General features: G+C 70.3%; 22 protein-coding genes and 1 tRNA gene. 13 read left to right on the top strand and 10 right to left on the bottom strand.

The window, feature by feature from the left end; all coding sequences use genetic code 11:
- Window positions 1–76: 76 nt before the first annotated feature.
- Together NHG27_RS04180 and NHG27_RS04175 are read right to left on the bottom strand one after the other, a co-directional pair.
- A complete protein-coding gene (locus NHG27_RS04180; RefSeq protein ID WP_193719744.1) occupies window positions 77–235 on the bottom strand; it encodes a hypothetical protein in 159 nt (52 codons plus the stop codon).
- Between the two features lie 498 nt (window positions 236–733).
- Window positions 734–1,285 carry a TetR/AcrR family transcriptional regulator gene (locus NHG27_RS04175; RefSeq protein WP_193719743.1) on the bottom strand — a complete coding sequence of 184 codons (552 nt, stop codon included), beginning with the start codon at window positions 1,283–1,285 and terminating at the stop codon, window positions 734–736.
- Window positions 1,286–1,377: 92 nt separating this feature from the next.
- Between NHG27_RS04175 and NHG27_RS04170 the strand changes: the two genes are divergently transcribed.
- The 4 genes from NHG27_RS04170 to NHG27_RS04155 all read left to right on the top strand — a co-directional run bounded on the left by NHG27_RS04170 (window position 1,378) and on the right by NHG27_RS04155 (window position 4,048).
- Window positions 1,378–2,283 (top strand): alpha/beta fold hydrolase, encoded by a 906-nt coding sequence (locus NHG27_RS04170; protein ID WP_497014842.1) that lies wholly within the window; start codon window positions 1,378–1,380, stop codon window positions 2,281–2,283.
- A 189-nt stretch (window positions 2,284–2,472) separates the two neighbouring features.
- The gene (locus NHG27_RS04165; protein ID WP_497014841.1) at window positions 2,473–2,655 is read left to right on the top strand and encodes a hypothetical protein; all 183 of its coding nucleotides are present in this window, start codon (window positions 2,473–2,475) and stop codon (window positions 2,653–2,655) included.
- Window positions 2,656–2,721: 66 nt separating this feature from the next.
- Window positions 2,722–3,048, top strand: a complete 327-nt coding sequence (locus tag NHG27_RS04160) for a hypothetical protein (RefSeq protein ID WP_497014840.1) — start codon at window positions 2,722–2,724, stop codon at window positions 3,046–3,048.
- A 142-nt stretch (window positions 3,049–3,190) separates the two neighbouring features.
- Window positions 3,191–4,048 (top strand): transposase family protein, encoded by an 858-nt coding sequence (locus NHG27_RS04155; protein ID WP_497014839.1) that lies wholly within the window; start codon window positions 3,191–3,193, stop codon window positions 4,046–4,048.
- Between the two features lie 651 nt (window positions 4,049–4,699).
- Here the strand turns inward: NHG27_RS04155 and NHG27_RS04150 are convergent.
- The 3 genes from NHG27_RS04150 to NHG27_RS04140 all read right to left on the bottom strand — a co-directional run bounded on the left by NHG27_RS04150 (window position 4,700) and on the right by NHG27_RS04140 (window position 5,707).
- Window positions 4,700–5,200: a tyrosine-type recombinase/integrase gene (locus NHG27_RS04150; RefSeq protein WP_497014838.1), complete on the bottom strand. Its 501-nt coding sequence runs from the start codon at window positions 5,198–5,200 to the stop codon at window positions 4,700–4,702.
- 32 nt (window positions 5,201–5,232) lie between these two features.
- Window positions 5,233–5,487: a hypothetical protein gene (locus NHG27_RS04145; RefSeq protein WP_497014837.1), complete on the bottom strand. Its 255-nt coding sequence runs from the start codon at window positions 5,485–5,487 to the stop codon at window positions 5,233–5,235.
- Between the two features lie 146 nt (window positions 5,488–5,633).
- Window positions 5,634–5,707 (bottom strand) — tRNA-Leu (locus NHG27_RS04140).
- A gap of 120 nt (window positions 5,708–5,827) precedes the next feature.
- Between NHG27_RS04140 and NHG27_RS04135 the strand changes: the two genes are divergently transcribed.
- The gene (locus NHG27_RS04135; protein WP_193719739.1) at window positions 5,828–6,526 is read left to right on the top strand and encodes an ANTAR domain-containing response regulator; all 699 of its coding nucleotides are present in this window, start codon (window positions 5,828–5,830) and stop codon (window positions 6,524–6,526) included.
- Between the two features lie 222 nt (window positions 6,527–6,748).
- Complete coding sequence (locus NHG27_RS04130; protein ID WP_193719738.1) at window positions 6,749–7,417, top strand: GNAT family N-acetyltransferase; 669 nt, start codon at window positions 6,749–6,751, stop codon at window positions 7,415–7,417.
- A gap of 85 nt (window positions 7,418–7,502) precedes the next feature.
- Here NHG27_RS04130 and NHG27_RS04125 read toward each other — a convergent pair whose 3' ends face one another.
- Window positions 7,503–7,949 (bottom strand): hotdog fold thioesterase, encoded by a 447-nt coding sequence (locus NHG27_RS04125; protein ID WP_497014836.1) that lies wholly within the window; start codon window positions 7,947–7,949, stop codon window positions 7,503–7,505.
- On the opposite strand from NHG27_RS04125, the gene polA reads away from it, so the two are divergent.
- The gene (gene polA, locus NHG27_RS04120; protein ID WP_497014835.1) at window positions 7,843–10,647 is read left to right on the top strand and encodes a DNA polymerase I; all 2,805 of its coding nucleotides are present in this window, start codon (window positions 7,843–7,845) and stop codon (window positions 10,645–10,647) included. The two genes, NHG27_RS04125 and polA, sit on opposite strands and share 107 nt — an antisense overlap.
- A gap of 61 nt (window positions 10,648–10,708) precedes the next feature.
- Here polA and NHG27_RS04115 read toward each other — a convergent pair whose 3' ends face one another.
- Together NHG27_RS04115 and NHG27_RS04110 are read right to left on the bottom strand one after the other, a co-directional pair.
- The gene (locus tag NHG27_RS04115; RefSeq protein WP_497014834.1) at window positions 10,709–10,924 is read right to left on the bottom strand and encodes a hypothetical protein; all 216 of its coding nucleotides are present in this window, start codon (window positions 10,922–10,924) and stop codon (window positions 10,709–10,711) included.
- 127 nt (window positions 10,925–11,051) lie between these two features.
- Window positions 11,052–11,861, bottom strand: a complete 810-nt coding sequence (locus NHG27_RS04110) for a class I SAM-dependent methyltransferase (RefSeq protein WP_497014833.1) — start codon at window positions 11,859–11,861, stop codon at window positions 11,052–11,054.
- A gap of 131 nt (window positions 11,862–11,992) precedes the next feature.
- Between NHG27_RS04110 and NHG27_RS04105 the strand changes: the two genes are divergently transcribed.
- Both NHG27_RS04105 and rpsA read left to right on the top strand, forming a co-directional pair.
- Entirely contained in the window at window positions 11,993–13,018 is a 1,026-nt protein-coding gene (locus NHG27_RS04105) for a 6-phosphofructokinase (protein ID WP_193719733.1), read from the top strand.
- A 347-nt stretch (window positions 13,019–13,365) separates the two neighbouring features.
- Window positions 13,366–14,838 (top strand): 30S ribosomal protein S1, encoded by a 1,473-nt coding sequence (gene rpsA, locus NHG27_RS04100; protein WP_191790319.1) that lies wholly within the window; start codon window positions 13,366–13,368, stop codon window positions 14,836–14,838.
- Between the two features lie 289 nt (window positions 14,839–15,127).
- Here the strand turns inward: rpsA and NHG27_RS04095 are convergent, their stop codons facing one another.
- Complete coding sequence (locus tag NHG27_RS04095) at window positions 15,128–17,038, bottom strand: ABC transporter ATP-binding protein (protein WP_497014849.1); 1,911 nt, start codon at window positions 17,036–17,038, stop codon at window positions 15,128–15,130.
- Window positions 17,039–17,188: 150 nt separating this feature from the next.
- On the opposite strand from NHG27_RS04095, the gene NHG27_RS04090 reads away from it, so the two are divergent.
- From NHG27_RS04090 to NHG27_RS04080, 3 genes are read left to right on the top strand one after another with little or no spacing between them, the layout of a single operon-like run.
- Entirely contained in the window at window positions 17,189–17,653 is a 465-nt protein-coding gene (locus NHG27_RS04090) for a MarR family winged helix-turn-helix transcriptional regulator (protein WP_193719732.1), read from the top strand.
- A gap of 16 nt (window positions 17,654–17,669) precedes the next feature.
- Entirely contained in the window at window positions 17,670–18,287 is a 618-nt protein-coding gene (coaE, locus tag NHG27_RS04085) for a dephospho-CoA kinase (protein ID WP_497014832.1), read from the top strand.
- The gene (locus NHG27_RS04080; protein ID WP_497014831.1) at window positions 18,284–18,976 is read left to right on the top strand and encodes a pyroglutamyl-peptidase I; all 693 of its coding nucleotides are present in this window, start codon (window positions 18,284–18,286) and stop codon (window positions 18,974–18,976) included. Before coaE ends, NHG27_RS04080 begins: the two co-directional genes overlap by 4 nt.
- Before the next feature lie 121 nt (window positions 18,977–19,097).
- On the opposite strand, the gene NHG27_RS04075 is transcribed toward NHG27_RS04080, so the two are convergent.
- Entirely contained in the window at window positions 19,098–20,585 is a 1,488-nt protein-coding gene (locus tag NHG27_RS04075; RefSeq protein WP_497014830.1) for a choice-of-anchor A family protein, read from the bottom strand.
- A 257-nt stretch (window positions 20,586–20,842) separates the two neighbouring features.
- Between NHG27_RS04075 and uvrB the strand changes: the two genes are divergently transcribed.
- A complete protein-coding gene (gene uvrB, locus NHG27_RS04070; protein WP_193719728.1) occupies window positions 20,843–22,939 on the top strand; it encodes an excinuclease ABC subunit UvrB in 2,097 nt (698 codons plus the stop codon).
- Window positions 22,940–23,005 lie beyond the last annotated feature (66 nt).

The following is a 23,005-nucleotide window of genomic DNA, read 5'->3' as shown; positions in this document are numbered from 1 at the left end:
GCCGACCTTCGCCCCCTTCCGAGCAGCCGACCCCCTCCAGCTGCTCGGGAGGGGGCGAAGGTCTTTCCGTCCCGGGTCACTCCCGCCCGCGGCGCGGTGCGCGCGGGTGCTCGAGGAGCTCGCTGACCGACCGGCGGCAGTCCTCGGGCGGCGAGACCTCCTCGGCCAGCGCCACGACCCAGCCCGAGAGCCTGCGCAGAGCCACGTTGTGGTCGTTCGACGCGGCGCGCAGCACGCTGATTGCCTCGTGCGCGCTGACATCGCACGTCACCACCGACCGGACAGCAGGTCGTGGCGGAACTGGCCGACCGGGGGACCGCCGACAGGATCACCGGAGCGGGATGCAGTGACCGGCTCGTGCCGGGAGGGGGCGATGGTCGTGGTGCGGCGGCTCCTTCGGTGGGATCTCTGCTCGGTGGTCGGCACCGCCTCGTGCCGATCACCCTTCGACGATCCCGCGTCCGGTGGTCGCGCACCTCGGCCGGAGGTCGCGATCCTGCGCGGCCCGTACCGCCCGTGCGGTACGGGCCGTGTCGCCGACGGCGACGTCTGGGCGACGGGCAGGCGGGGGACACGGCATCCCGTGGAAATACTGTGCCAAGCGGTCGCGGTGAAGTGCCGTCCTTCTCCTCGGTCGGGCGCATGCCTGGATGCAGTAGAGCCGACGTGCACCGCGGTCGTGCCGGCGCCGATCCGTTCTGGCCGCCTGCGACAGGGTCCCGTCAGCAGTCGGTCAGTGGCCAACCGGTCGCAGCGCCGTCTCTACCGCAGCGGTGACGGACGAGAGTATGGGCGCGTCGGGATCGACGGTGATCCGGTGAAGGAGCAGGCCGTCGCAGGACGCCATCAGGAGCAGGGTTCCCGCCTCGGCCCTTGGCCCGCCGATCCTCACCAGGAGCCGGCGTACCCAGTCCTCGAAGACTGCGCGCTGGTGCAGCAGAGGGGTGATGGCGTCCTCGTCGAGCGCGTCGAGGAACAGTGCGTATCGGGCGCGGGTGCGCGCCGCCAGTGGTCCGGACTGCACCTCGATCAGCCGAACGAGCATCCGCGAGAGATCCTCTGCCGTCCGGATCTCCTCGGGGGTGCCGCCGTCCTGGCGCTCGCTCTCCGCGATCCACTCGATGACCCCGGCGACCAGGGCGGCGCGGGTGCGGAAGTGATTCGACGTCGACCCCGGCGGGAGCCCGGCTGCCGCATCGACTCGGCCGTGCGTCAGGGCTCGTACGCCGTCGGTGCCGACGAGCCGCACCGCGGCATCAAGGGCCCGTCGCCGCGTCTCGTTCATGTTTCCCAGCCTAGAGGACTATGAATCTAGTGGCCGACGATCCACAATGAAACTACGACCATAGTGGGTCGAGGTGGTGGAGGAGGCTCCTCATGGACGCGCCGGGTACTCAGGACACGACGGCCGGGGACACCTGGTCTCCGCCGCTTCTGGAGGCGGCAGGGTTCGAGCACGCGATGGTCCAGACGACGGGCCTGCGCACGCACGTCGCCTCGATCGGTGCCGGTGACCCGGTCGTGATGCTGCACGGCTTTCCGGAGCACTGGTGGCAGTGGCGCCTCATCGCGCCGACGATCGCTGCGCACGGCTACCGGGTGATCTGCCCGGATCTGCGGGGGTCGGGCTGGACCGAAGCGGCGGATCCGCGCTTCGGGCCGGAGTCGCAGCTCGACGACGTCGTCGCCGTGCTCGATGCTCTCGGGGTCACCCGGGCGCACTTCGTCTGCCACGACATGGGTGCCATCTCAGGCATGCAGCTCTCCTACCGCAGCCCGGAACGGGTGCGCACGATGCTGCAGCTCGCCGTCCCTCCGGGGTTCATGGAGTTCACTCCGAAGGTGATGCCCGCGTTCGCGCACATGCCCGCGCTGCTGATGCATCGCCGGGGCCGCTCGCTGCGCTACCTCTTCAGCCCGCGGTACGTGGCCCGGCCGTTGACGGAGGACGCGATCGAGGCGTACCTGCGCGTGCACGAGCGACGTGAGGTCGAGAGAGCGGTCACTGCGCTGTACCGCGGCATGGTCATCCCGGTGTCGATGCGCCTCCTGCGTGGCGTGTACAAGCGGATGCGGCTGCAGCCGCCGACCCTGACCGCCTTCGGCCGTCGAGACGGACCGTTCGCCGAGCCGACCGTTCGGCGCATCTGCCGGGACCACGAACGGCGCGCCGACCGGTTCGAGCTCGCCTTCATCGATGACGCAGCCCACTTCGTCACGGACGATGCGCCAGACGCAGTCGTCGCGCTCGCGCTGGACTGGTTCGAGCGGGGCGCGTCGTAGCCCGCTGTCGGTGGTTGTCGACAGGTCTTGCGTAGTAGCTCCCATGAGAAGCGGCGACCGCGGCGCTGAAGGCCGGCGTTGTGCGGCACAACGGTTAGCACTACTTTGTGGCAACCACCGCTGACTGGAGCTTGGAGGGAGTACACCGAAGGGCAGAAGACGCGGGATGCGTTCTCGCACCACGAGTTCATGGACAACGACGAGTTCCTCGCCACGATCAACCGGGTTGAGGAGGGTGCTGGTATCAACGTGTCCCGCGGCGGAACGATCATGGATGGTCACCACCGCTGGGATGAGTTGCAGAGGCGTGTTGCTGACGGCCGGATCGACACTGACACGCCGATCGATATCTGGGTCCTAGGCGGGGAGTGAAAAGTGTCGCTGATACGTCCAGGAGATCCAGACTTTCGGATCTGCCGCATTGACTTCGGCACTCTCGTGCGCCTGCAGATTCAGGCTGAGGAGCGTGGCTGGTCGACCCGCTGGTCCTCGGTCGAAGCTCTCCGCGGTCAAGTGAAGGACGGTGCCTTCTTGGTGCAGTCATTCATGCGTCAGCAGAGAGGGGGCGGTGTCGAGGTCGTGCGGTGCCTGGTTCTGGCCTCCACCGTGGGTGATGGGCACGCTGGCGGCGTTGCGACCCTGGATGTCGATCCCGCGGAGCTGGCGGTGCTTGATCGGCTTGATCGGGACCCCGATGTCCGGGCGGTCTTGACTCAGTTGTTCACACTCGCGTCGGGCGGCATCGTGACGCTCTCGAAGGAGTAGGCGCTGCCGCGTGAGTCTCGTTCTTGTCCCCTTTGGGGCGAGGGCGAGGCTCGCGTCGTTCCCGCTGCGATCGCACCTCTTGGACAGTCCGGCCCATTTCGCACGAGGTCAGGTCCTCTTCGATGGCTCGGACCTTTGGCAGATGTCCGAGCAGGCCATCGACCGACGACGGTGGCGAGAGATCTCCACCGTCTACCAGTCCTCGATGAACTCCCTCAACCCAGTCCTGCGGATCCTGCGCCAGTTCGAGGACACGATGATCGCGCACGGATGGAACGACGCAACGGAGGGAGACCGTACGCAACGAATCGTTGAGGTGCTCGAGAACGTGGACCTCGAGGCTGCGCGAGTCATGCGGGCCTACCCGCGCGAACTGGCGGGCCATCAACTGCAGGTCGGTACCCGCACCGGGCGTCGAGCGCTGGACACCTGGGACCAGGCGGTGCTGTTCCTGCGCTGGTTGCATGACGCGACCCGGATCGCCCAGCTCGCCGTCGACAACCAGATCGGCCGCTTGACCGCCTACCGGTACGTCAACGAGACGTTGGCGGTACTGGCCGACCGGGCCCCGGCAGTGCACTCGGCGCCGACCGCCGCCTCGGTGGCCGGCTACACCCACGTCAACCTCGACGGCACCGTGATCCGCACCGATCGCTGCTCCATCGCGGGCCCCACCCGCAGGGGTGACCTGTGGTGGTCCGGCAAGCACAAGGCCCACGGCGGCAACATCCAGGTGTTGACCGCACCGGACGGCTGGCCGATCTGGGTCTCGCCGGTACGACCCGGCCGCGAGCACGACACCACCTGCGCCCGCGCCGCCGACGGCCTGCTTCAAGCGGTCCAGACCTGGAACACGGCCGGACGCCACGTGCTGGCCGACCTCGGGTATTACGAGGCCCTCGACGACCAGTTCGTGGTCCCGGCCAAGAAGCCCACCGGCAGCCAGCTGACCATCAACGAACGCACCCGCAACACTCTGCACCACAGGAGGATGAGATGACACCCGATCAGCGAGTTTTAGTGCAATCTCTCTTGCGTATTCCCGGGAGAGGGGAGCCGCTATCTCGCGATGATTTCCTCCAGAGGATGGGCGTTGATGACGGACCGGCTCTGGGTCGCCAGTTGTTGACGGATGCTCGAGTTCGTGAGCATGGTCTCGATTTGGAGCTATCGCTGGTTGTGTTGGGCCTGTTCGGGGTCCCGAGGGATTGTTGTGAAGTTCTCCAGCGCCTGGCTCTTGCTGACTGGCACACGGCTCACGAGGTGATCGTGGATATGTTGGGAGAGCACTGTGTTGGGGCCATCAGCACCTTCGAGAAGGTAGCTGAATGGGTGCCGAGCTACCGGGACTATGACGGCGCAAGATCGCTGAGAGACAAGGCCGTTCGGGCGATCGGGGCTACGCCTGGCTTGGAGGCGGAAGAGTCATTGCGGCGACTCCTTGTTTCGAACGCGGAACCGGTGCGTGTCCAGGCCCGAAAGGAGCTAGAGCGTCGGTCCGGTGAGGAGTGACAGGTAAGGGCGTGTGTACTGGCTAATGGTTGTGGCAGTGTCGTAGGTCGGCTCACGCCGCCGCGGCGACCACGCTGCGCAGCAGTCCAGGGGTGGATCGCGGGCTTGGCGGATCTCGCTTCCTGTGCCGTTGGGGGGCCTAGGAGTGCTTGGCCGGGTTGGTGGCGATGAGGTTCTCGGCCAGGGCTCCGTCCAGGATGCTCACGAGCAGGGCGTGGACCTTGCGGACGCTGTTGAGTCCTAGGCCTGTTCCTTCCTTGCCCCGGTCATGGTTGCCGCGGGCTTCGTGGTCGCGGTAGAGCCGGGTGATGCGCGCGGCCCGCAGGTCCACCAGCGGCACGGACCCGATGTGCGGGTCAATGTGCAGGCGCACGCAGCGGCCGTAGGTCTCGACCGTCGATGGCGATGTCCGGCTTCCGGTGAGCCAGTCTGCGGCGAACTGGGACACGGTCACCTTCGTGTCGAGGCGCTCGCCGGTCTCAACTGTGACGGCAGCCCGCAGTGTCTTCGCCGCTTCGCCCTTGATAGTGAATCCGCCGACGCCCTTGCGTGCAGTGCCTGCCTCGGGATCGTCGGGGTCGACGAGCACCCGGTACTCGATGCGGTAACGGGTGCCGGCGACCGTCTGGTAGGTCCGCAACGAGCCGTCTCCTCGGCGTCCCGGTCGGGCGCTCATGTAGCGGTCGGGATCGGCGCGTCATTGGTCAGAAGCGCGAGGAGCTTCTCGCGGGGCGCGACGACGCGAGGTCCGGCGGCGGGGGGACTGGTCTGCGTCGAGGCCTGCTCCAGGGCGCGCTTGTCGACGTCGAGGATGCGGGCGGTCTCGGCCCTGTTGATGGTGGCTCGCCGGCTCGCGCGCAGCTCGTCGAGGGTGTTGATGGCGCGGGGCTCGGTGGCGGTCTCAGGTGCCTGGCTCTGTGTGCTCATGCTCACCGCCCATGCGGCGATGTGTCGTACGGCACCTGGCCGTTACGGGCTGCGCCCTGATCATTCGCCGGGGCGAGAGGCACGTAGAGGCCTTGAGTGGGCCACGTCTGAGTGTGTCTCCGCAGTTCACGGGCCAGACGCAGAGGTGCCCCGGGTGGGATTCGAACCCACACTGGATCGGGTTTGAGCCGAACGCCTCTGCCGGTTGGGCTACCGGGGCACTGACCGTCCGGGGAGCACGAGGATCCCGCAGCGGTGCGTGGACCATCGAACCACAGAACCGGGACGAAACGAGAATCACACCCTCAGCGCGGGGCGAACGGGGGGTTCTCCCACTACGATGATGGACGTGAGTGACGACAACGCGCAGCCCGATGCCACGGCACCGCTCGACCTGCCCCCCCTGATCCAGCCCGAACCGAGTGCCGAGCCGGAGGCCCCCGCTGCGCCGTCGGGTGCGCGACCTGCCCGCCGTGCCGTCGTCGCGGAGGACGAGGCGCTGATCCGCATGGACGTCGTCGAGACGCTCCGCGAGGCGGGCTTCGACGTCGTGGGCGAGGCGGGCGACGGTGAGACTGCGGTCAAGCTGGCTCTCGAGCTCAAGCCCGACGTCGTCGTGATGGACGTCAAGATGCCCGAGCTCGACGGCATCTCCGCGGCCGAGCGCATCGGCAAGGCGCACGTCGCGCCCGTGGTGCTGCTGACCGCGTTCTCGCAGACGGAACTCGTCGAGCGTGCGCGGGACGCCGGGGCGATGGCCTACGTCGTCAAGCCCTTCAGCCCCTCGGACCTGCTGCCTGCGGTGGAGATCGCGATCTCGCGCTACTCGCAGATCAGCGCGCTCGAGGCCGAGGTCGCGGACCTGGCGGAGCGTTTCGAGACCCGCAAGCGCGTCGACCGCGCCAAGGGCCTGCTGATGACCAAGATGGGCCTCTCGGAGCCCGAGTCGTTCCGATGGATCCAGAAGACGTCGATGGACCGTCGTCTGACCATGCGCGAGGTCGCGGACGCCGTGATCGAGCAGGTCGGCGGAGCCTGATCCACTGCTTCGTCCAGGTCGACCCCTCACTGACCGGGCCGTGAACAGCCTCTTTGTTCGGGACGCTCAACAAGGCTATCGTCGTGGACAGGTGTCCAGGTCGAAGACCCGGATTCCCACGAAGCATCAGTCGATCGATGACCGGGGGCGCTCGTCGGTGGCAGATAGCTCGACTGCCGCCGGGGGCGTTCAGGGTCGGAAGATCCTACGAGGAGGTTCCACGTGCGTGCAGCAGTAGTGGTCAGGCCTGCGGTCGGCGACGACCTCCCTGGTGTCGCTGCACTCTGTGCCGAGGCGCGGCGCGAGTCCGCTGCCGGGCCCCAGGTCTGCTTCTCCGACGAGTCCAAGCTAGTCCGCCAGCTCCGCGTCCTGCTCTCGGTGCCGGGCGGGACGGCGCTCGTGGCCTTCCATGACGACGTGCCGGTCGGTTTCCTGCTGGCTCGCGTGCTCGACCCGCACATCTTCAACGACGAGCCCAGCCTGTACATCGAGGCCCTCTACGTGTCCCAGGACGCGCGACGTCGGGGGGTCGGCCACGCGTTGCTCACGGCGACCGCGGAGCTCGCCGCAGAGCACGGGGCGATCGACGTGTTCTCGGTGCCGATCCCTGGCTCGCGGGGCGTGCAGCGTTTCCTCGCACGGCTCGGTTTCGCGCCGGCCGCAGGCCACCGCGTCGTGTCGACGGCGGTGCTCCAGCGGCGGCTCGCCGCGGACTCCGGGACGCTGCGGCGCGGCGCCCGGAGCCTCGAGGACCTCATCGCGCGCCGACGCAAGGCGCGGACGGACGGGCAGACCGGGCCGGTGGACCTGCGGGGGTTCCAGGACGACTACCGCCGCGAGGTCGCGGCCGGGCTCGACGCCCCGCTCGTGAGCGAGCCGGCCTCCCGCTGACGCGTCCCCACGACTGCACGAGGGGCCCGGACCGGAGACTCCTTCGGTCCGGGCCCCTCGTCGTGCGCAGGGGGCGCACCCGGTCTCAGGGGGTGTCGAGCACCATGCACGTGAGGCGCGCCGTGCACACGCGTCGTTCCTGGTCGTCGACGACGACGATCTCGTAGCTCGCGGTGGTGCGCCCCAGGTGCAGCGCGGTCGCGACGCCGTGCACCGAGCCCGACCGCACTCCCCGGTGATGTGTGGCGTTGATCTCGATGCCCACGGCCGCGCGTCCCGCGCCCGCGTGGATCTGGGCCGCGATCGACCCCAGGGTCTCCGCGAGCACGACCGAGGCGCCACCGTGCAGCAGGCCGGCGGGCTGGGTGTTGCCGAGGACCGGCATGCTGCCGGTCACGCGGTCGGGGGCGACCTCGTCGAGCGTGATGCCCATGCGTTCGATGAGGGTTCCCGCGGTGCTCGCGCGCAGGGCCTCGAGCGCGGCGTCGTCGGGGGAGGGGGTCGGGCTCTCGGCTCCGTGCGTGTCAGTCATAGCGGATAGGTTTGCACCCGTGACCACCACTGCGCGACCTCGCCTCCTGCTGATCGACGGACACTCGATGGCCTACCGGGCCTACTTCGCCCTGCCGGTCGAGAAGTTCTCGACGACCACGGGCCAGTCGACGAACGCCGTCTACGGGTTCGTCTCGATGCTGACGAACCTGCTGCGCGACGAGAAGCCCACGCACGTCGCGGTCGCGTTCGACGCGGGGCGCGCGTCGTTCCGCACCGAGGTCCTGCCGACGTACAAGGGCACGCGCGACGCGAGCCCCGAGCCCTTCAAGGGGCAGGTCCCGCTCATCAAGGACATCCTCGCGACGCTCAACATCCCCGTCCTGCAGAAGGAGAACTTCGAGGCGGACGACATCTTCGCGACGCTCGCGACCCAGGCCGCGGCCGTGGGGATGGAGGTCCTGATCTGCTCGGGGGACCGCGACTCGTTCCAGCTCGTGCGCGACGACGTGACCGTGCTCTACCCCAAGGTCGGGGTCTCGACGCTCGCGCGCATGACGCCCGAGGCGGTCCTGGAGAAGTACGGCGTCCCGCCCGAGCGCTACCCGGACCTCGCGGCCCTCGTGGGGGAGACGAGCGACAACCTCCCCGGGATCCCGGGCGTGGGCCCCAAGACGGCCGCCAAGTGGATCAACGCCTACGACGGCCTGGACGGCGTGCTCGCCTCGGCGGACAAGATCACGGGCAAGGCCGGGGAGAACCTGCGGGCCAACCTCGACCAGGTGCGGCTCAACCGCCGGCTCAACGCGCTGCTCACCGACATGGAGCTCCCGCTCGGCCCCGACGACCTCCTGGTGCAGCCCTGGGACCGCGAGGCCATGCACCGCGTGTTCGACGCCCTGGAGTTCACGGCGCTGCGCGAGCGCCTGTTCGCGCTCGCCCCCGAGGGCGAGGAGGACGTCGAGGAGGGCTTCGACGTGTCGCTCGCGACGCTCGGCCAGGGCGAGCTCGGCGCCTGGCTCACGGCGCGCAAGGAGCGCCCCGTGGGGCTCGTCGTCGCGGGCAAGGCCGCCCCGGTGGGCGGTGACGCCTGGGCGCTCGCCGTGGCGGACGACGGCGCAGCGGCGGTCTCCGTCAACCTCGCCGACGTCGCGGTCGTCGACGAGCAGGCCCTGGCGGCGTGGCTCGCGGACGTCGACGCGCCCAAGGTGGTGCACGGCGCCAAGGCCACCTGGCACGAGCTCGCCTCGCGCGGCTTCGACCTGCGCGGCGTCGTGTTCGACACCGAGCTCGCGGCCTACCTGTGCCACCCCGACCAGCGGGGCTACGACCTGGGCGACCTCGCGATCCGCCACCTCAAGCGCGAGCTGCGGGTCGAGGAGGTCGACGAGCCGCAGGGCGCGCTGGACCTCTCGCTCGACGGGTCGGGCGAGGACGAGCGAGACGCCGTGCGCGCGACGGGAGTCCTCGAGCTCTCGGAGGTGCTGGCGGGCGAGCTCCGCGACCGCGGCGCGGACCACCTGCTCAAGGACCTCGAGCTGCCGCTCGTCGACGTCCTCGCCCGCATGGAGTCCCGGGGGATCGCTGCCGACGTCGACTACCTCACGGAGCTCGAGAAGCACTTCGGCGAGCTCGTCGCGACCGCGGCGGCCGAGGCCTACGACGTGATCGGTCGGGAGGTGAACCTGGGCTCGCCCAAGCAGCTCCAGGAGGTCCTGTTCGACCAGCTCGACATGCCCAAGACCAAGAAGATCAAGACCGGCTACACGACGGACGCCGCGGCGCTCGCGGACCTGTTCGCCAAGACGGGGCACCCGTTCCTGGAGCACCTGCTCGCGCACCGCGACGCCACGCGCCTGCGCCAGACGGTCGAGGGCCTGCTCAAGTCGGTCGCCCCGGACGGGCGCATCCACACGACGTTCCAGCAGACCATCGCGGCGACCGGGCGCCTGAGCTCGACCGACCCGAACCTGCAGAACATCCCCATCCGCACCGAGGCCGGGCGTCGCATCCGCCGGGCGTTCGTGGTGGGCGAGGGCTACGAGACCCTGCTGACCGCGGACTACAGCCAGATCGAGATGCGCATCATGGCGCACCTGTCGGGCGACGAGGGCCTCATCGAGGCGTTCAACTCGGGCGAGGACCTGCACAGCTACGTGGGCTCGCGCGTGTTCGACGTCCCGACCGACCAGGTCACCCCGGCCATGCGGTCCAAGATCAAGGCCATGTCCTACGGACTGGCCTACGGCCTGTCCTCGTTCGGCCTCTCGCAGCAGCTCAACATCTCGGTGGGCGAGGCCGCGGGCCTCATGGAGGACTACTTCACGCGCTTCGGCGGCGTGCGCGACTACCTCACGGGAGTCGTCGACGAGGCCCGGGTCACGGGCTACACCGCGACCATCCTGGGTCGCCGTCGCTACCTGCCGGACCTCACGAGCGACAACCGCCAGCGTCGGGACATGGCCGAGCGCATGGCGCTCAATGCCCCCATCCAGGGCAGCGCGGCCGACATCATCAAGGTCGCGATGCTCGGCGTCCAGCGTGCGATCGACGAGCAGGACCTGCGCTCGCGCCTGCTCCTGCAGGTCCACGACGAGCTCGTGGTCGAGGTCGCACCGGGGGAGCGGGACGCGGTCGAGGAGCTCCTGCGCCGTGAGATGGGCGCGGCCGCGAAGCTCTCGGTCCCGCTCGACGTCTCGGTGGGCTCGGGGCGGACCTGGCACGACGCGGGGCACTGACGACAGGTCCGTCCCGCGGCGCGCGGTGCCCGACGGCGTCGCGCGCCTCCTCGGGTCGGGCTCAGGGCCTGGTGAAGCGTGAGCCGCCGTACTTCTTGTGGACGGCCTGTCGGCTGACCCCGAGGATCGTCGCGATCGCCGCCCAGGAGATGCCGCGGGACCGTGCGCGGCGGACCACGACGGCCTCGCGGCGGTCGGCCTCGTGCCGCAGGTCGCGGAGTGCGGCGAGGGCGTGCAGCGGGTCGTCGTCCTCGGCGGCATGGACGAGCATCGTCATGTCCGGCTCCTTCATCGGTTCCTCCGGTCGGGTGGCGTGACCGCCACATTGTCAACATAGGTTGACGGCGCGCGATCCGTCAACCGTGGTTGACGGATCGCGCGCCGCGCCGGTCGAGGGCCTCTGCTCAGCCGGTCAGGCGTGTCCGGAAGATCGCCGTGCCCGGCAGGTAGGCGCCCCGGACGGGTCCCCAGCCGCCCCAGACCTCCTGGTTGTCTGCCGGCCACTCCGGCTCGACCACGTCCTCGATCGCGAGACCCGCACCTACGACCTCGCGCACGTGGTCCCCGAGCGTGCGGTGGTACTCCGCGTAGGTGACGCGACCGGAGGTGTCGGTCTCGACGTAGGGGCGCCTGTCGAAGTAGGAGCGGTGCGCTGTCAGGCCCCGTTCGCTCGGGTCGTCGGGGAACGCCCAGCGCACCGGGTGGGTCACCGAGAAGACCCACGAGCCCCCCGGGCGCAGGACGCGAGCGACCTCGCGGTGGATCGAGGCGGCGTCGGGCACGAAGGGGATGGCGCCGAACGAGGTGAAGGCGACGTCGAAGCTCGCGTCCGGGAAGGGGAGGCGGCGTGCGTCGGCCTGGACCAGCGGCACGGCGATGCCCGTCGACGCGTTGAGCCGCGCGCCCGCTGCGAGCATCCCGCCCGAGACGTCCGTCGCGACCGCCTCGACGCCGCGCGACACGAGCCACCGCGAGCACTGGGCGGCACCGGCCCCGAGCTCGAGCACGCGCCGTCCTGCGAGGTCGCCCAGGAGGTGCGCCTCGGACTCGCGCAGCCCCTCGGGGCACCAGCAGAAGTCGACCGCGCCGAGGAAGTCCCCGTGCTCGTCGAGGTACTCCTCGGCGTTGGCGTCCCACCACGAGCGCCCGGCCGCCCCGCCCTGCGCAGGGGGGACGTCGCGGTACCCGACCGAACCGATCGTCTCATCCGTCATGCATCCATCGTCTCGTGCCGAGGGTCGTTCCACGGCATCGTCCCTGGTGGTCGATAGGCTGAGGGCTGGTCGGTCGAGCGAAGGCGCTGGTCCGCCTTCCGACGATCACTCATCACGAGACGAGGTTCGAGTTGCGCATCGGTCTGCTCACAGGTGGCGGGGACTGCCCCGGTTTGAACGCGGCCATCAGGGCCGTCGTCAAGCAGGGGATGGGCGAGTACGGTCACACCATCATCGGTTTCCGGAACGGGTGGAAGGGCGTCGTCGACGGCGACATCATCCCGCTCGGACGCCAGGACATCCGGAACGTGCTCCCTGTCGGAGGGACCCTCCTCGGCACGGCGCGCTTCCACCCGCACGCGTCCGACGGCGGGATCGACGCGGTCCTCGCGACGGTCGAGGCGGAGCGGCTCGACGCCATGATCTGCATCGGTGGTGACGGCACGCTGCACGCCGCGAGCAAGGTCGCGGACGCCGGCGTCAACATCGTCGCGATCCCCAAGACGATCGACAACGACGTGGAGGGCACCGACCTGTCGATCGGCTTCCACACGGCTGTGAACATCGCCACCGAGGCGATCGACCGCGTCCACACGACCGCGGAGAGCCACAACCGCGTCATGGTCGTCGAGGTCATGGGGCGTCACGCGGGCTGGATCGCCGTCAACGCGGGGATCGCCGGCGGCGCCGAGGTCGTCCTCGCGCCCGAGGACCCGTTCGACATGGACGCCATCGAGAAGTTCCTGCGCCACCGTCACCGCGCGCACGCGAACTTCTCGATCGTGGTCGTCGCCGAGGGGGCGGTGCCCCGCGAGGGCGGCAGCATGGAGTTCACCCAGGAGCTCGGGAAGTACGGCGAGATCATCGCGGGCTCGATCGGCGAGCGGGTCTCGGCCGAGATCGCCCGCCGCACGGGCTTCGACACGCGGCTCACGGTCCTGGGGCACGTGCAGCGTGGCGGGGAGCCCACGCCCACCGACCGCATCCTCGGCAGCCGGTTCGGGGTCGCCGCGGTCGACGCGATCTCGCGCGGCGAGTCGAAGGTCATGACGGCGCTGCGCGGCGAGAGCGTCGTGCTCGTCCCGCTCGACGAGATCGCAGGCAAGGTCAAGCACGTCCCCGCGGAGCTGCTGCGGGTCGCGCACGCCCTGTCCTGACCCGGGATCGCCCTGCCCGTCGGCCGCTCGTGGCTTCGCGAGCGGCCGGCGCGCGTGCGGGCGCAGCCGGTCGTGGGGACGGGGAGGGGATCCCGAGGTGACGGAGCACACGTGAGAGCGCGTGCAACGCCACGCTCTCCCTTTGACCGCTCCGCCGATCCGTCGATAGGATGTCTGACGGTGCAGTGCGCCTACCGCCCTACCTCCCGCCGAAGACTCGACGCGTGTCCGCTCGTGTCCGTCGTGGCGGGGCCGTTCCGTGCTCGGAGCGGAGGTCACCGGTGGTGACCACCACAGCAACATCCCTATCCGAACTACTTCCTGTCCGCATCGGAGCATCGAACTCAATGACCATCTCCACCCCCGCGAAGTCCGCACCTCAGGTTGCCATCAACGACATCGGCACCGAAGAGGACTTCCTTGCCGCCATCGACGCCACCATCAAGTACTTCAATGACGGTGACATTGTCGAAGGCACGATCGTCAAGGTCGACCGCGACGAGGTTCTCCTCGACATCGGCTACAAGACCGAGGGCGTCATCCCCTCCCGCGAGCTGTCCATCAAGCACGACGTGGACCCCGGGGACGTCGTCAAGGTCGGTGACGCAGTCGAGGCCCTCGTCCTCCAGAAGGAGGACAAGGAAGGTCGCCTGATCCTCTCCAAGAAGCGCGCTCAGTACGAGCGTGCCTGGGGCACGATCGAGAAGATCAAGGAAGAGGACGGCGTCGTCACCGGCACCGTCATCGAGGTCGTCAAGGGCGGCCTCATCCTCGACATCGGCCTGCGCGGCTTCCTGCCCGCGTCGCTGGTGGAGATGCGCCGCGTCCGCGACCTCCAGCCGTACGTCGGCAAGGAGATCGAGGCGAAGATCATCGAGCTCGACAAGAACCGCAACAACGTCGTCCTGTCGCGTCGTGCGTGGCTCGAGCAGACGCAGTCCGAGGTTCGCTCGACCTTCCTGCAGACCCTGCAGAAGGGCCAGGTGCGCCCCGGTGTCGTCTCCTCGATCGTCAACTTCGGTGCGTTCGTGGACCTCGGCGGCGTCGACGGTCTGGTGCACGTCTCCGAGCTGTCCTGGAAGCACATCGACCACCCCTCCGAGGTCGTCGAGGTGGGCCAGGAGGTCACGGTCGAGGTCCTGGACGTCGACTTCGACCGCGAGCGCGTCTCCCTGTCGCTGAAGGCGACGCAGGAGGACCCGTGGCAGACCTTCGCCCGGACGCACGCCATCGGTCAGGTCGTGCCGGGCAAGGTCACGAAGCTCGTCCCGTTCGGTGCGTTCGTGCGCGTCGAGGACGGCATCGAGGGCCTCGTGCACATCTCCGAGCTGGCTGTCCGCCACGTCGAGCTGCCCGAGCAGGTCGTCAACGTCGGTGACGAGGTCTTCGTCAAGGTCATCGACATCGACCTCGAGCGTCGCCGCATCTCGCTGTCGCTCAAGCAGGCCAACGAGGGCGTGGACCCGGAGTCGGACGACTTCGACCCCGCGCTGTACGGCATGGCTGCCGAGTACGACGAGCAGGGGAACTACAAGTACCCCGAGGGCTTCGACCCCGAGACCAACGAGTGGCTCGAGGGCTTCGAGGCTCAGCGCGAGACGTGGGAGTCGCAGTACGCGAAGGCTCACGAGCGCTGGGAGGCTCACCGCAAGCAGGTCGCCGAGGCTCTCAAGGCCGACGACGAGGCTGCGACCTCGGGCGAGTCCTCCGCCAGCTCCGCTGCCACCTACTCCTCGACCCCGGTCCAGGAAGAGGCTGCCGGCACGCTGGCCTCGGACGAGGCGCTCGCCGCTCTGCGCGAGAAGCTCACCGGTAACTGATCTCCTCCTGGCCTCACGGCCGGGGTGACGTCATGACGAGGCCCGCCACCTTCGGGTGGCGGGCCTTCGTCGTGCCCGGACGTCGTGAGGGCTCGGGCGGTCACGCCTGGTGCTCGATCCGGCCGCAGGGCGTCCTGCGTGCGTCGATCCTGCACGGACGCACAGGCCGCCGACCGCACCCGTGGCCGTACCCCGCAGGCCGCAGCCGCGCCACGGCGCCCGCGTGTCCTCGGGGCGCCGGTGCCCCGGGGAGCCGACAGGGCGCCGACGGGCGCGGCGTCCTGCGGGCTCACACGGGGAGCGGCTCCGCGTCGTCGTCGGACCTCAGCGCCTCGCCGGACGTGCCCGCCTCGGCCGTGGTCGCGAACTGGGTCCGGTAGAGCTCGGCGTAGAGCCCGCCGTGGACCAGCAGCTCGGAGTGCGTGCCGGTCGCCACGACGTGCCCCTGGTCGAGCACGACGATCATGTCGGCCTGGCGGATCGTGGACAGACGGTGGGCGATCACGAGCGACGTCCGTCCGTCGAGCGCGGCGTCGAGCGCGAGCTGGACTGCTGCCTCCGACTCGGAGTCGAGGTGGGCGGTGGCCTCGTCGAGCACGACGAGTGCCGGCGCCTTGAGGAAGAGGCGGGCGATCGCGAGCCGCTGGCGTTCGCCGCCCGAGAGCCGGTAGCCGCGGTCGCCGACCACGGTCTCGAGGCCGGCGGGCAGTGACTCGACGAGCTCTGCGACGTGCGCCTGGCGCAGGGCGGTCCACAGCTCGGCGTCGGTGGCGTCCGGCTTGGCGTACCGCAGGTTGCCGGCGATCGTGTCGTGGAAGAGGTGCGCCTCCTGGGAGACGACTCCCACGGTGTCCTGCAGCGACCTCTGGGTCACTTCCCGCAGGTCGCGTCCAGCGATGCGCACCGCACCGTGCGTGGGGTCGTACATCCGCGTGACGAGCTGGGAGATCGTGGTCTTGCCTGCGCCCGAGGGGCCGACGATCGCGACCATCGCACCGGCCGGGACCTCGAACGAGACGTCGCTGAGCGTGTCGGTGGTGGGGTCCGAGCTCACGGTCGCGACGGCCTCGAGCGACGCGAGCGAGACGTCCGCGGCCCCGGGGTAGCGGAAGGTGACGTGGTCGAGGGCGAGGGTCGCGCCGTGGCGGGCGACGTCGTCGGACAGGTCGCTCGCGTCCGGGGCGTCGGTCACGGACGGCTCCAGGTCGAGCACCTCGAGGACGCGCTCGAAGCTGACGAGCGCCGTCATGACGTCGACCTGGACGTTGGAGAGCGCGGTGAGCGGCCCGTAGAGGCGCGCGAGGTAGGCCGTGAGGGCGACGACGACGCCGACGGTGAGCGTGCCACGGATGGCCATGACGCCCCCGAGCCCGTAGACGATCGCGACCGCGACGGACGCGACGGTCGTCAGCGCGACGCGGAAGACCGTGGCGTACATGGCGGCCGTCACCCCGATGTCGCGGACGCGGCCGGCCTGCTCCGCGTACGTCGCGGACTCCTGCTCGGGTCGTCCGAAGATCTTGACGAGGTGGGCACCTGCGACGTTGAACCGCTCGTTCATCATCTGGGCAGCGTCGGCGTTGAGGGTGTAGCTCTCGCGCGTGATCCCGGCGAGCCGACGTCCGACCCAGCGGGCGGGCAGGACGAACACGGGCAGCAGCGCGAGCGCGATGAGCGTGAGCTCCCAGGACATCGAGAGCATCGCGGCGAGCACGAACACGACCGTGAGCAGGTTCGAGAAGACGTTGGACAGCGTGGAGGTGAACGCCTGCTGCGCGCCGAGCACGTCGCCGTTCAGGCGCTGGACGAGGGCCCCGGTGCGGGTGCGGGCGAAGAACGCGAGGGGCATGCGTTGCACGTGGTCGAACACCGCGGTGCGCAGGTCGAGGATGAGGCCCTCGCCCACGCGGGCGGAGAACCAGCGCTCGCCGACGCTGAGCAGCCCGGACGCGAGGGCGATGCCCGCGACGACGAGCGAGATCTCGACGACGACGTCGACCCGCCCGGCCGTGATGCCGTTGTCGATGAGGTACTTGAACAGCAGCGGGGTCACGGCGCCCGCGGCGGCGTTGAGCGCGATGAGCACCAGGAACACGGTGAGCTGCGCCTTGTACGGGCGCGCGAAGCCGAGGATGCGCCGGACGGTGCCGCGGCGGAGCCGCTGCTTGGTGATCGAGGAGTCCTGGCGGAAGGTGCGCATGCCGGAGCCGCCGCCGAAGGATGAGGGGAAGGACACGTGGCCTCCAGGAGGTCGGAGGGAGCAGCGGAGGAGGGGCCTCGACGCCGTTAGTGAGCCTACCTCACCATGAGGTGGTTCACAATGCTTCGGCGGGCGACTAGTCTCGTGCCTGTGACGACAGACATCGACGCCGAGAACGCCGAGTTCCTCACCCTCCTGCACGCCGCGATGCGTGCGGTGCGGCGCGAGGCGGGGGAGCGTCTCGGTCGGGCCCGGACGACCCCGGGGCAGTACCGCATGCTGCGCGCCCTCGCGCACTGCGACGGCCCCCAGCGTCCCAGTGCGCTGGCCTGCATGCTCGACGTCGCCCCCCGGTCCGTCACCTCGAAGGTCGACGACGCCGAGGCCGCCGGGCTCGTGCGCAGGCTGCCCGACCCCACGGACCGTCGAGCGACCCTCGTCGAGCTGACCGAGGACGGCCGACGCACCCTCGCGGCGGTCGCCGCCGAGCGTGAGACCAGCGCAGGGACGCTCCTGTCGCGCCTCGACGCCGACGACCGGCACGAGCTCATCCGCCTGCTGCGCGTCGTGGCCGACGAGCCCGGCCCGGCCCCGGGGCGTGCGCACGAGGCTTGACTGGCAGGATGGACCCATGTTTCGCGTAGGCCTGACCGGCGGGATCGCAGCAGGAAAGTCCGTGGCCCTCGATCGGTTCGCCGAGCTCGGGGCCTGCGTCATCGACGCCGACGTCCTCGCACGCGAGGCGGTCGCTCCCGGCACCGTGGGGCTCGCGGAGATCGTCGAGGCGTTCGGCGACGACGTCCTCGCGCCCGACGGATCGCTCGACCGTGCTCGGCTCGGGACGATCGTGTTCGGCGACGACGCGGCCCGCGGCAGGCTCAACGGGATCGTCCACCCCGAGGTGCGGCGCCTGTCCGCCGAGCGCGAGGCCCTCGTCGCCGCACGCGACCCGCGCGCCGTCGTCGTGCACGACATCCCGCTGCTCGTGGAGACGGGGCAGGCCGAGTCGTTCCACCTGGTCGCCGTGGTCGTGGCTCCCGAGGACGTGCGCCTGCGGCGCCTCGTCTCCGTGCGGGGCATGAGCGAGGACGAGGCCCGGGCGCGCATCGCCGCGCAGGCCACGGACGCCGAGCGGCTCGCGGTCGCCGACGTCACGCTCGACGGTGGCGGCGCCCCGGAGGCGCTGCGCGCCGAGGTCGACGCGCTGTGGGAGCGGATCGTCCAGGAGACGGCCGAGGAGCTCGCGTGACCGTCCTGCTGTCCGGGTTCGAACCGTTCGACGGCGCCGCGACCAACGCGTCCTGGCGGGCCGTGCGTGCGCTGCGCGACGCGTGGCACGGGGACGAGCGGCTCGTCGCGGTCGAGCTCCCGTGCACGTTCGCGGGGGCGTGGCCCGCGTTGCGGGCGGCCGTCGAGGAGCACCGGCCCCGGGTCGTGGTGGCTTTCGGCCTCGCCGCCGGGACGAGCGCGCTCCGCCTCGAGCGCGTCGCGATCAACGTGATCGACGCGCGCATCCCCGACAACGCGGGGGAGGCCCCCGTCGACGTGCCCGTGGTCGAGGGAGGGCCGGTCGGCTACCTCACGACCCTGCCCCTCAAGCCTGCCCTGGTGGCGGTGCGTGAGGCCGGGGTCCCCGTCGCGGTGTCGAGCACCGCGGGGACCTACGTGTGCAACGCGACGTTCTACGACCTCATGCGGTGGGCGGACGGGCGCGACGGCGTCCGGGCCGGGTTCGTGCACGTCCCCGAGGTGAGCGCGACGGGAGCGCCCGGGAGCCAGGGGCCCGACGGCGCGTCCCTGCCTCTCGCCGCGGTCGTCGAGGGGCTGCGGGTCGTCGTCGAGACGGCCCTCGCGGATCTCGACGCCGAGCCCGCGCGCGGCGACGGTCGTCCGGCGCACGTCGCGCCCCTGGCGGTCTCCGGGGGGACCGAGCACTGACGAGGCTGCCTGCCTCCCGGCCGGCGCCCGCGCCTCGGCGGTGACGGTCGCCGGAGGACGGCCGAGGCCCCCCGGTGTGCCTACCTGGGGGCCTCGGCCGTCGTGCTGCGTCGCCCGGTCGTCAGCGCGACGCGGCCGCGCGTCGGCGTGCCAGCAGGACCAGCCACGTGCCGCCCGCGAGGAGCGCCACGGCGATCAGGACGATCACGGCGGTCTGCGCGCCCGTGGCGGCGAGGCCGCCGTCCTCCGTGGCGGCTGCGCCGGGCACGTCCTCGTCCTGCACCGGGTTCGCTGCGCCGGGGGCAGGGGTGACCGGGTCCGCGACGGGCGTGGTCTCGTCGAGCGGGGCCGGGGTGGTGGCCGTCGGCGTGGGGACCAGGCTGCCCTCACCCGGCTCGCCGGGCTCCACGCTCGGCTCGTCGGTCGAGCCGGGCTCGTCGGTGGGGTCGGACGGCTCCTGCCCGCCACCGTCGGTGCCCGTGGTCGGGGGGACGGTCAGGGTGCACCCGAACGCGCCCGAGCCGATCCACGGGTAGCTGTGGTGCTCGAGACCGGCGGGGCCCGCGGCACCGGCGAAGCTCAGGTCGCCTCCGACGTACAGCCGTCCGTTGGTGCTGGTCTTGATCTCGACCGTGCTGCTCGCGGAGGGCACGAGCACGCTGCCGACGAACTGGTCGGCGGTCCCGAGGGTCACCGACGTCGCCTCGGAGAAGTTCCACAGGACGCGGCCCGCGAACGTCCCGATGCTCGCGCTCGTGGCGACGTCGTCGACCCGGCGCGCGTTGAGCGCCTGGTAGTTGGGCGAGAAGTCGACGCCGTCACCCGAGACGTTGATGACGACCGGCGTGCCCGCGGCGAGGCCCGAGTACCTGACCTCGCGGATCGAGTTGAGCTGCGATGCGCTGACGGAGAAGACCTGCGTGCTCCGGGTGCCGTCGCCGACGAACGAGACCGCGTTCCCCTCGATCTGCGTGCGGCCGTTGACCGGGGTGCGGGCGAGGTCCTGGGAGATGCTGCCCAGCGAGCTCCCGAGCGCGGCGTACGGAGCGAGGGCCTTCGCGGAGCCGACGCCTTCCGTGACCTCGGCGGACACGCTCGCGTCGCCCGTGCCGTTCGTCTCGAGGTGGTTCTTGCCGACGATCTTGCCCCCGACGACGACAGCGCCGCCCGGGTCGGTGCCGAAGCCGACCTGCACGGGGCCGCTCTCGAGCGTCAGGTCCTTGCCGACGACGAGCATGGCGGCACCCCCGGCGGGCGTGACGCCCGATCCTCCGCCGACGGTGCCGACGTTGAACTGGCCCGAGGAGAACGTGGCGTCGCCCGCGACGACGAGCAGGCCCTCGGACTCGGCCGCGGCGGGGTGGGCCACGTAGTTCCCCCCGACGTAGACGGCGACGCCCGTGTCCAGCACGAGGTTGCCCGGCCCGGTGGTGATGTCGGGGAAGACGCCGTCAGCGGGGCACGTCGCCGGAGCCTTCGTGGTGGACGCGGGGGCTGCGAAGGCCGCGGGCGCTCCTGCGGCACCGAGCAGGCCTGCGGTCAGCGCACCTGCGGTGAGCAGGCCGAGGAGGGGGCGCTGGGGTGCCCTGCGTGTCGAGCTGAGGAACATCGTCGTCTCCGGGAGAGGGTCGAGGCTGAAAGTAAGGTTTGCGTACTAATCAACGGCACGTCGTGGCCCGCTGTCGGGTTTGGTGAGGGATGTCACGAGAAGCGTGGGATCACCGCGACATTAGGGGCGGCCTTCGCGACACGCCAAATCTTCAACCGGGTGAAAACCGGCGCCGATCCTCACGACGGCGCCTCGGCGGCCGATGGGGCCGACGGGCCGAGCAGCCGGTTGTCGGTGGCTCGCCGTACCGTGGAACCATGCGACCTGTCACCGATCTCCAGCGCACCGTCGCCCCGTTCGAGGTCATCTCCGACTACACCCCGTCCGGAGACCAGCCCACGGCCATCGCCGAGCTCTCCGAGCGCCTGCGCGCGGGGGAGAAGGACGTGGTGCTCCTCGGGGCCACGGGTACCGGGAAGTCGGCGACGACGGCGTGGCTCATCGAGGAGCTGCAACGGCCCACCCTGGTCATGGCGCCCAACAAGACCCTGGCGGCGCAGCTGGCGACCGAGTTCCGGGAGCTGCTCCCCAACAACGCGGTCGAGTACTTCGTGTCGTACTACGACTACTACCAGCCCGAGGCCTACATCGCGCAGACGGACACCTACATCGAGAAGGACTCCTCGATCAACGACGAGGTCGAGCGCCTGCGTCACTCCGCGACGTCGTCGCTGCTGACGCGCCGTGACGTCGTCGTGGTGGCCTCGGTGTCGTGCATCTACGGCCTGGGCACGCCGCAGGAGTACGTCGACCGCATGGTCCGGCTCGACGTCGGGGACCAGGTCGAGCGGGACGCGATGCTGCGCCAGTTCGTCACCATGCAGTACACGCGCAACGACATGGCGTTCACGCGCGGCACGTTCCGGGTGCGCGGCGACACGGTCGAGATCATCCCGGTCTACGAGGAGCTCGCGATCCGCATCGAGTTCTTCGGCGACGAGATCGAGGCGATCCACCTGCTCCACCCGCTCACGGGAGAGGTCGTGCGGTCGGAGACGAGCGTCAACCTGTTCCCCGCGACGCACTACGTCGCCGGCCCGGAGCGCATGGAGCGCGCGATCACGTCGATCGAGACCGAGCTCGAGCAGCGGCTCGCGGAGCTGGAGCGGCAGAACAAGCTCCTCGAGGCTCAGCGTCTGCGCATGCGCACCACCTACGACATCGAGATGATGCGCCAGATCGGGTCGTGCTCGGGGATCGAGAACTACTCGCGGCACATCGACGGGCGAGAGCCCGGCACCGCGCCGCACACGCTGCTGGACTACTTCCCCGAGGACTTCCTCCTCGTGATCGACGAGTCCCACGTGACCGTGCCCCAGATCGGGGCGATGTTCGAGGGTGACATGTCGCGCAAGCGCAACCTCGTCGACCACGGCTTCCGCCTGCCGAGCGCCATGGACAACCGGCCGCTGCGCTGGGAGGAGTTCGTCGAGCGGATCGGGCAGACGGTGTACCTCTCGGCGACGCCGGGCAAGTACGAGCTCTCGATGTCGGACGGCGTGGTCGAGCAGATCATCCGCCCCACCGGTCTGGTCGACCCGGAGATCGTGGTCAAGCCGACCACGGGGCAGATCGACGACCTGCTCCACGAGATCCGTGAGCGGGTCGAGCGCAACGAGCGCGTCCTGGTCACGACCCTGACCAAGAAGATGTCCGAGGACCTCACGGACTACTTCCTGGAGCGCGACGTCCGGGTCCGGTACCTGCACTCCGAGGTCGACACGCTGCGCCGCGTCGAGCTCCTGCGCGAGCTGCGGATGGGGGAGTACGACGTCCTGGTCGGCATCAACCTGCTCCGCGAGGGGCTCGACCTGCCCGAGGTCTCGCTCGTCGCGATCCTCGACGCGGACAAGGAGGGCTTCCTGCGATCGGGCACGTCCCTCATCCAGACGATCGGTCGTGCGGCGCGCAACGTGTCCGGCCAGGTCCACATGTACGCCGACAAGATCACCCCCGCCATGGCCCAGGCGATCGAGGAGACCACGCGGCGCCGCGAGAAGCAGGTCGCGTACAACCTCGAGCACGGTGTGGACCCCATGCCGCTGCGCAAGAAGATCGCCGACGTCACGGACATGCTCGCCCGGGAGGACATCGACACGCAGGAGCTCCTCGCGGGCGGCTACCGGCAGCCCGGCAAGGGTCGCGCCCCGGTCCCCGGCGGCCCCAAGGAGGGGGCGACGTCGAACCGGCTGGCGGGGGTCGCGGCGGGCGAGCTCGCCGACCTCATCCAGGAGCTGAGCGACCAGATGCACGCCGCAGCGGCCGAGCTGCAGTTCGAGCTCGCCGCGCGCCTGCGCGACGAGATCTCCGGGCTCAAGAAGGAGCTGCGGCAGATGCAGTCGGCCACCGCCTGACGACACGCCCTGACGACGGCGACCGCCTGCGCGGGGCGCCGCCGGACGCCAGGGCACCGCCGGACC

The organism is Oerskovia sp. 140933, from assembly GCF_059651515.1.
The sequence above is the reverse complement of the archived record's forward strand: the minus strand, read 5'-3'. Positions and strand labels throughout refer to the sequence as shown.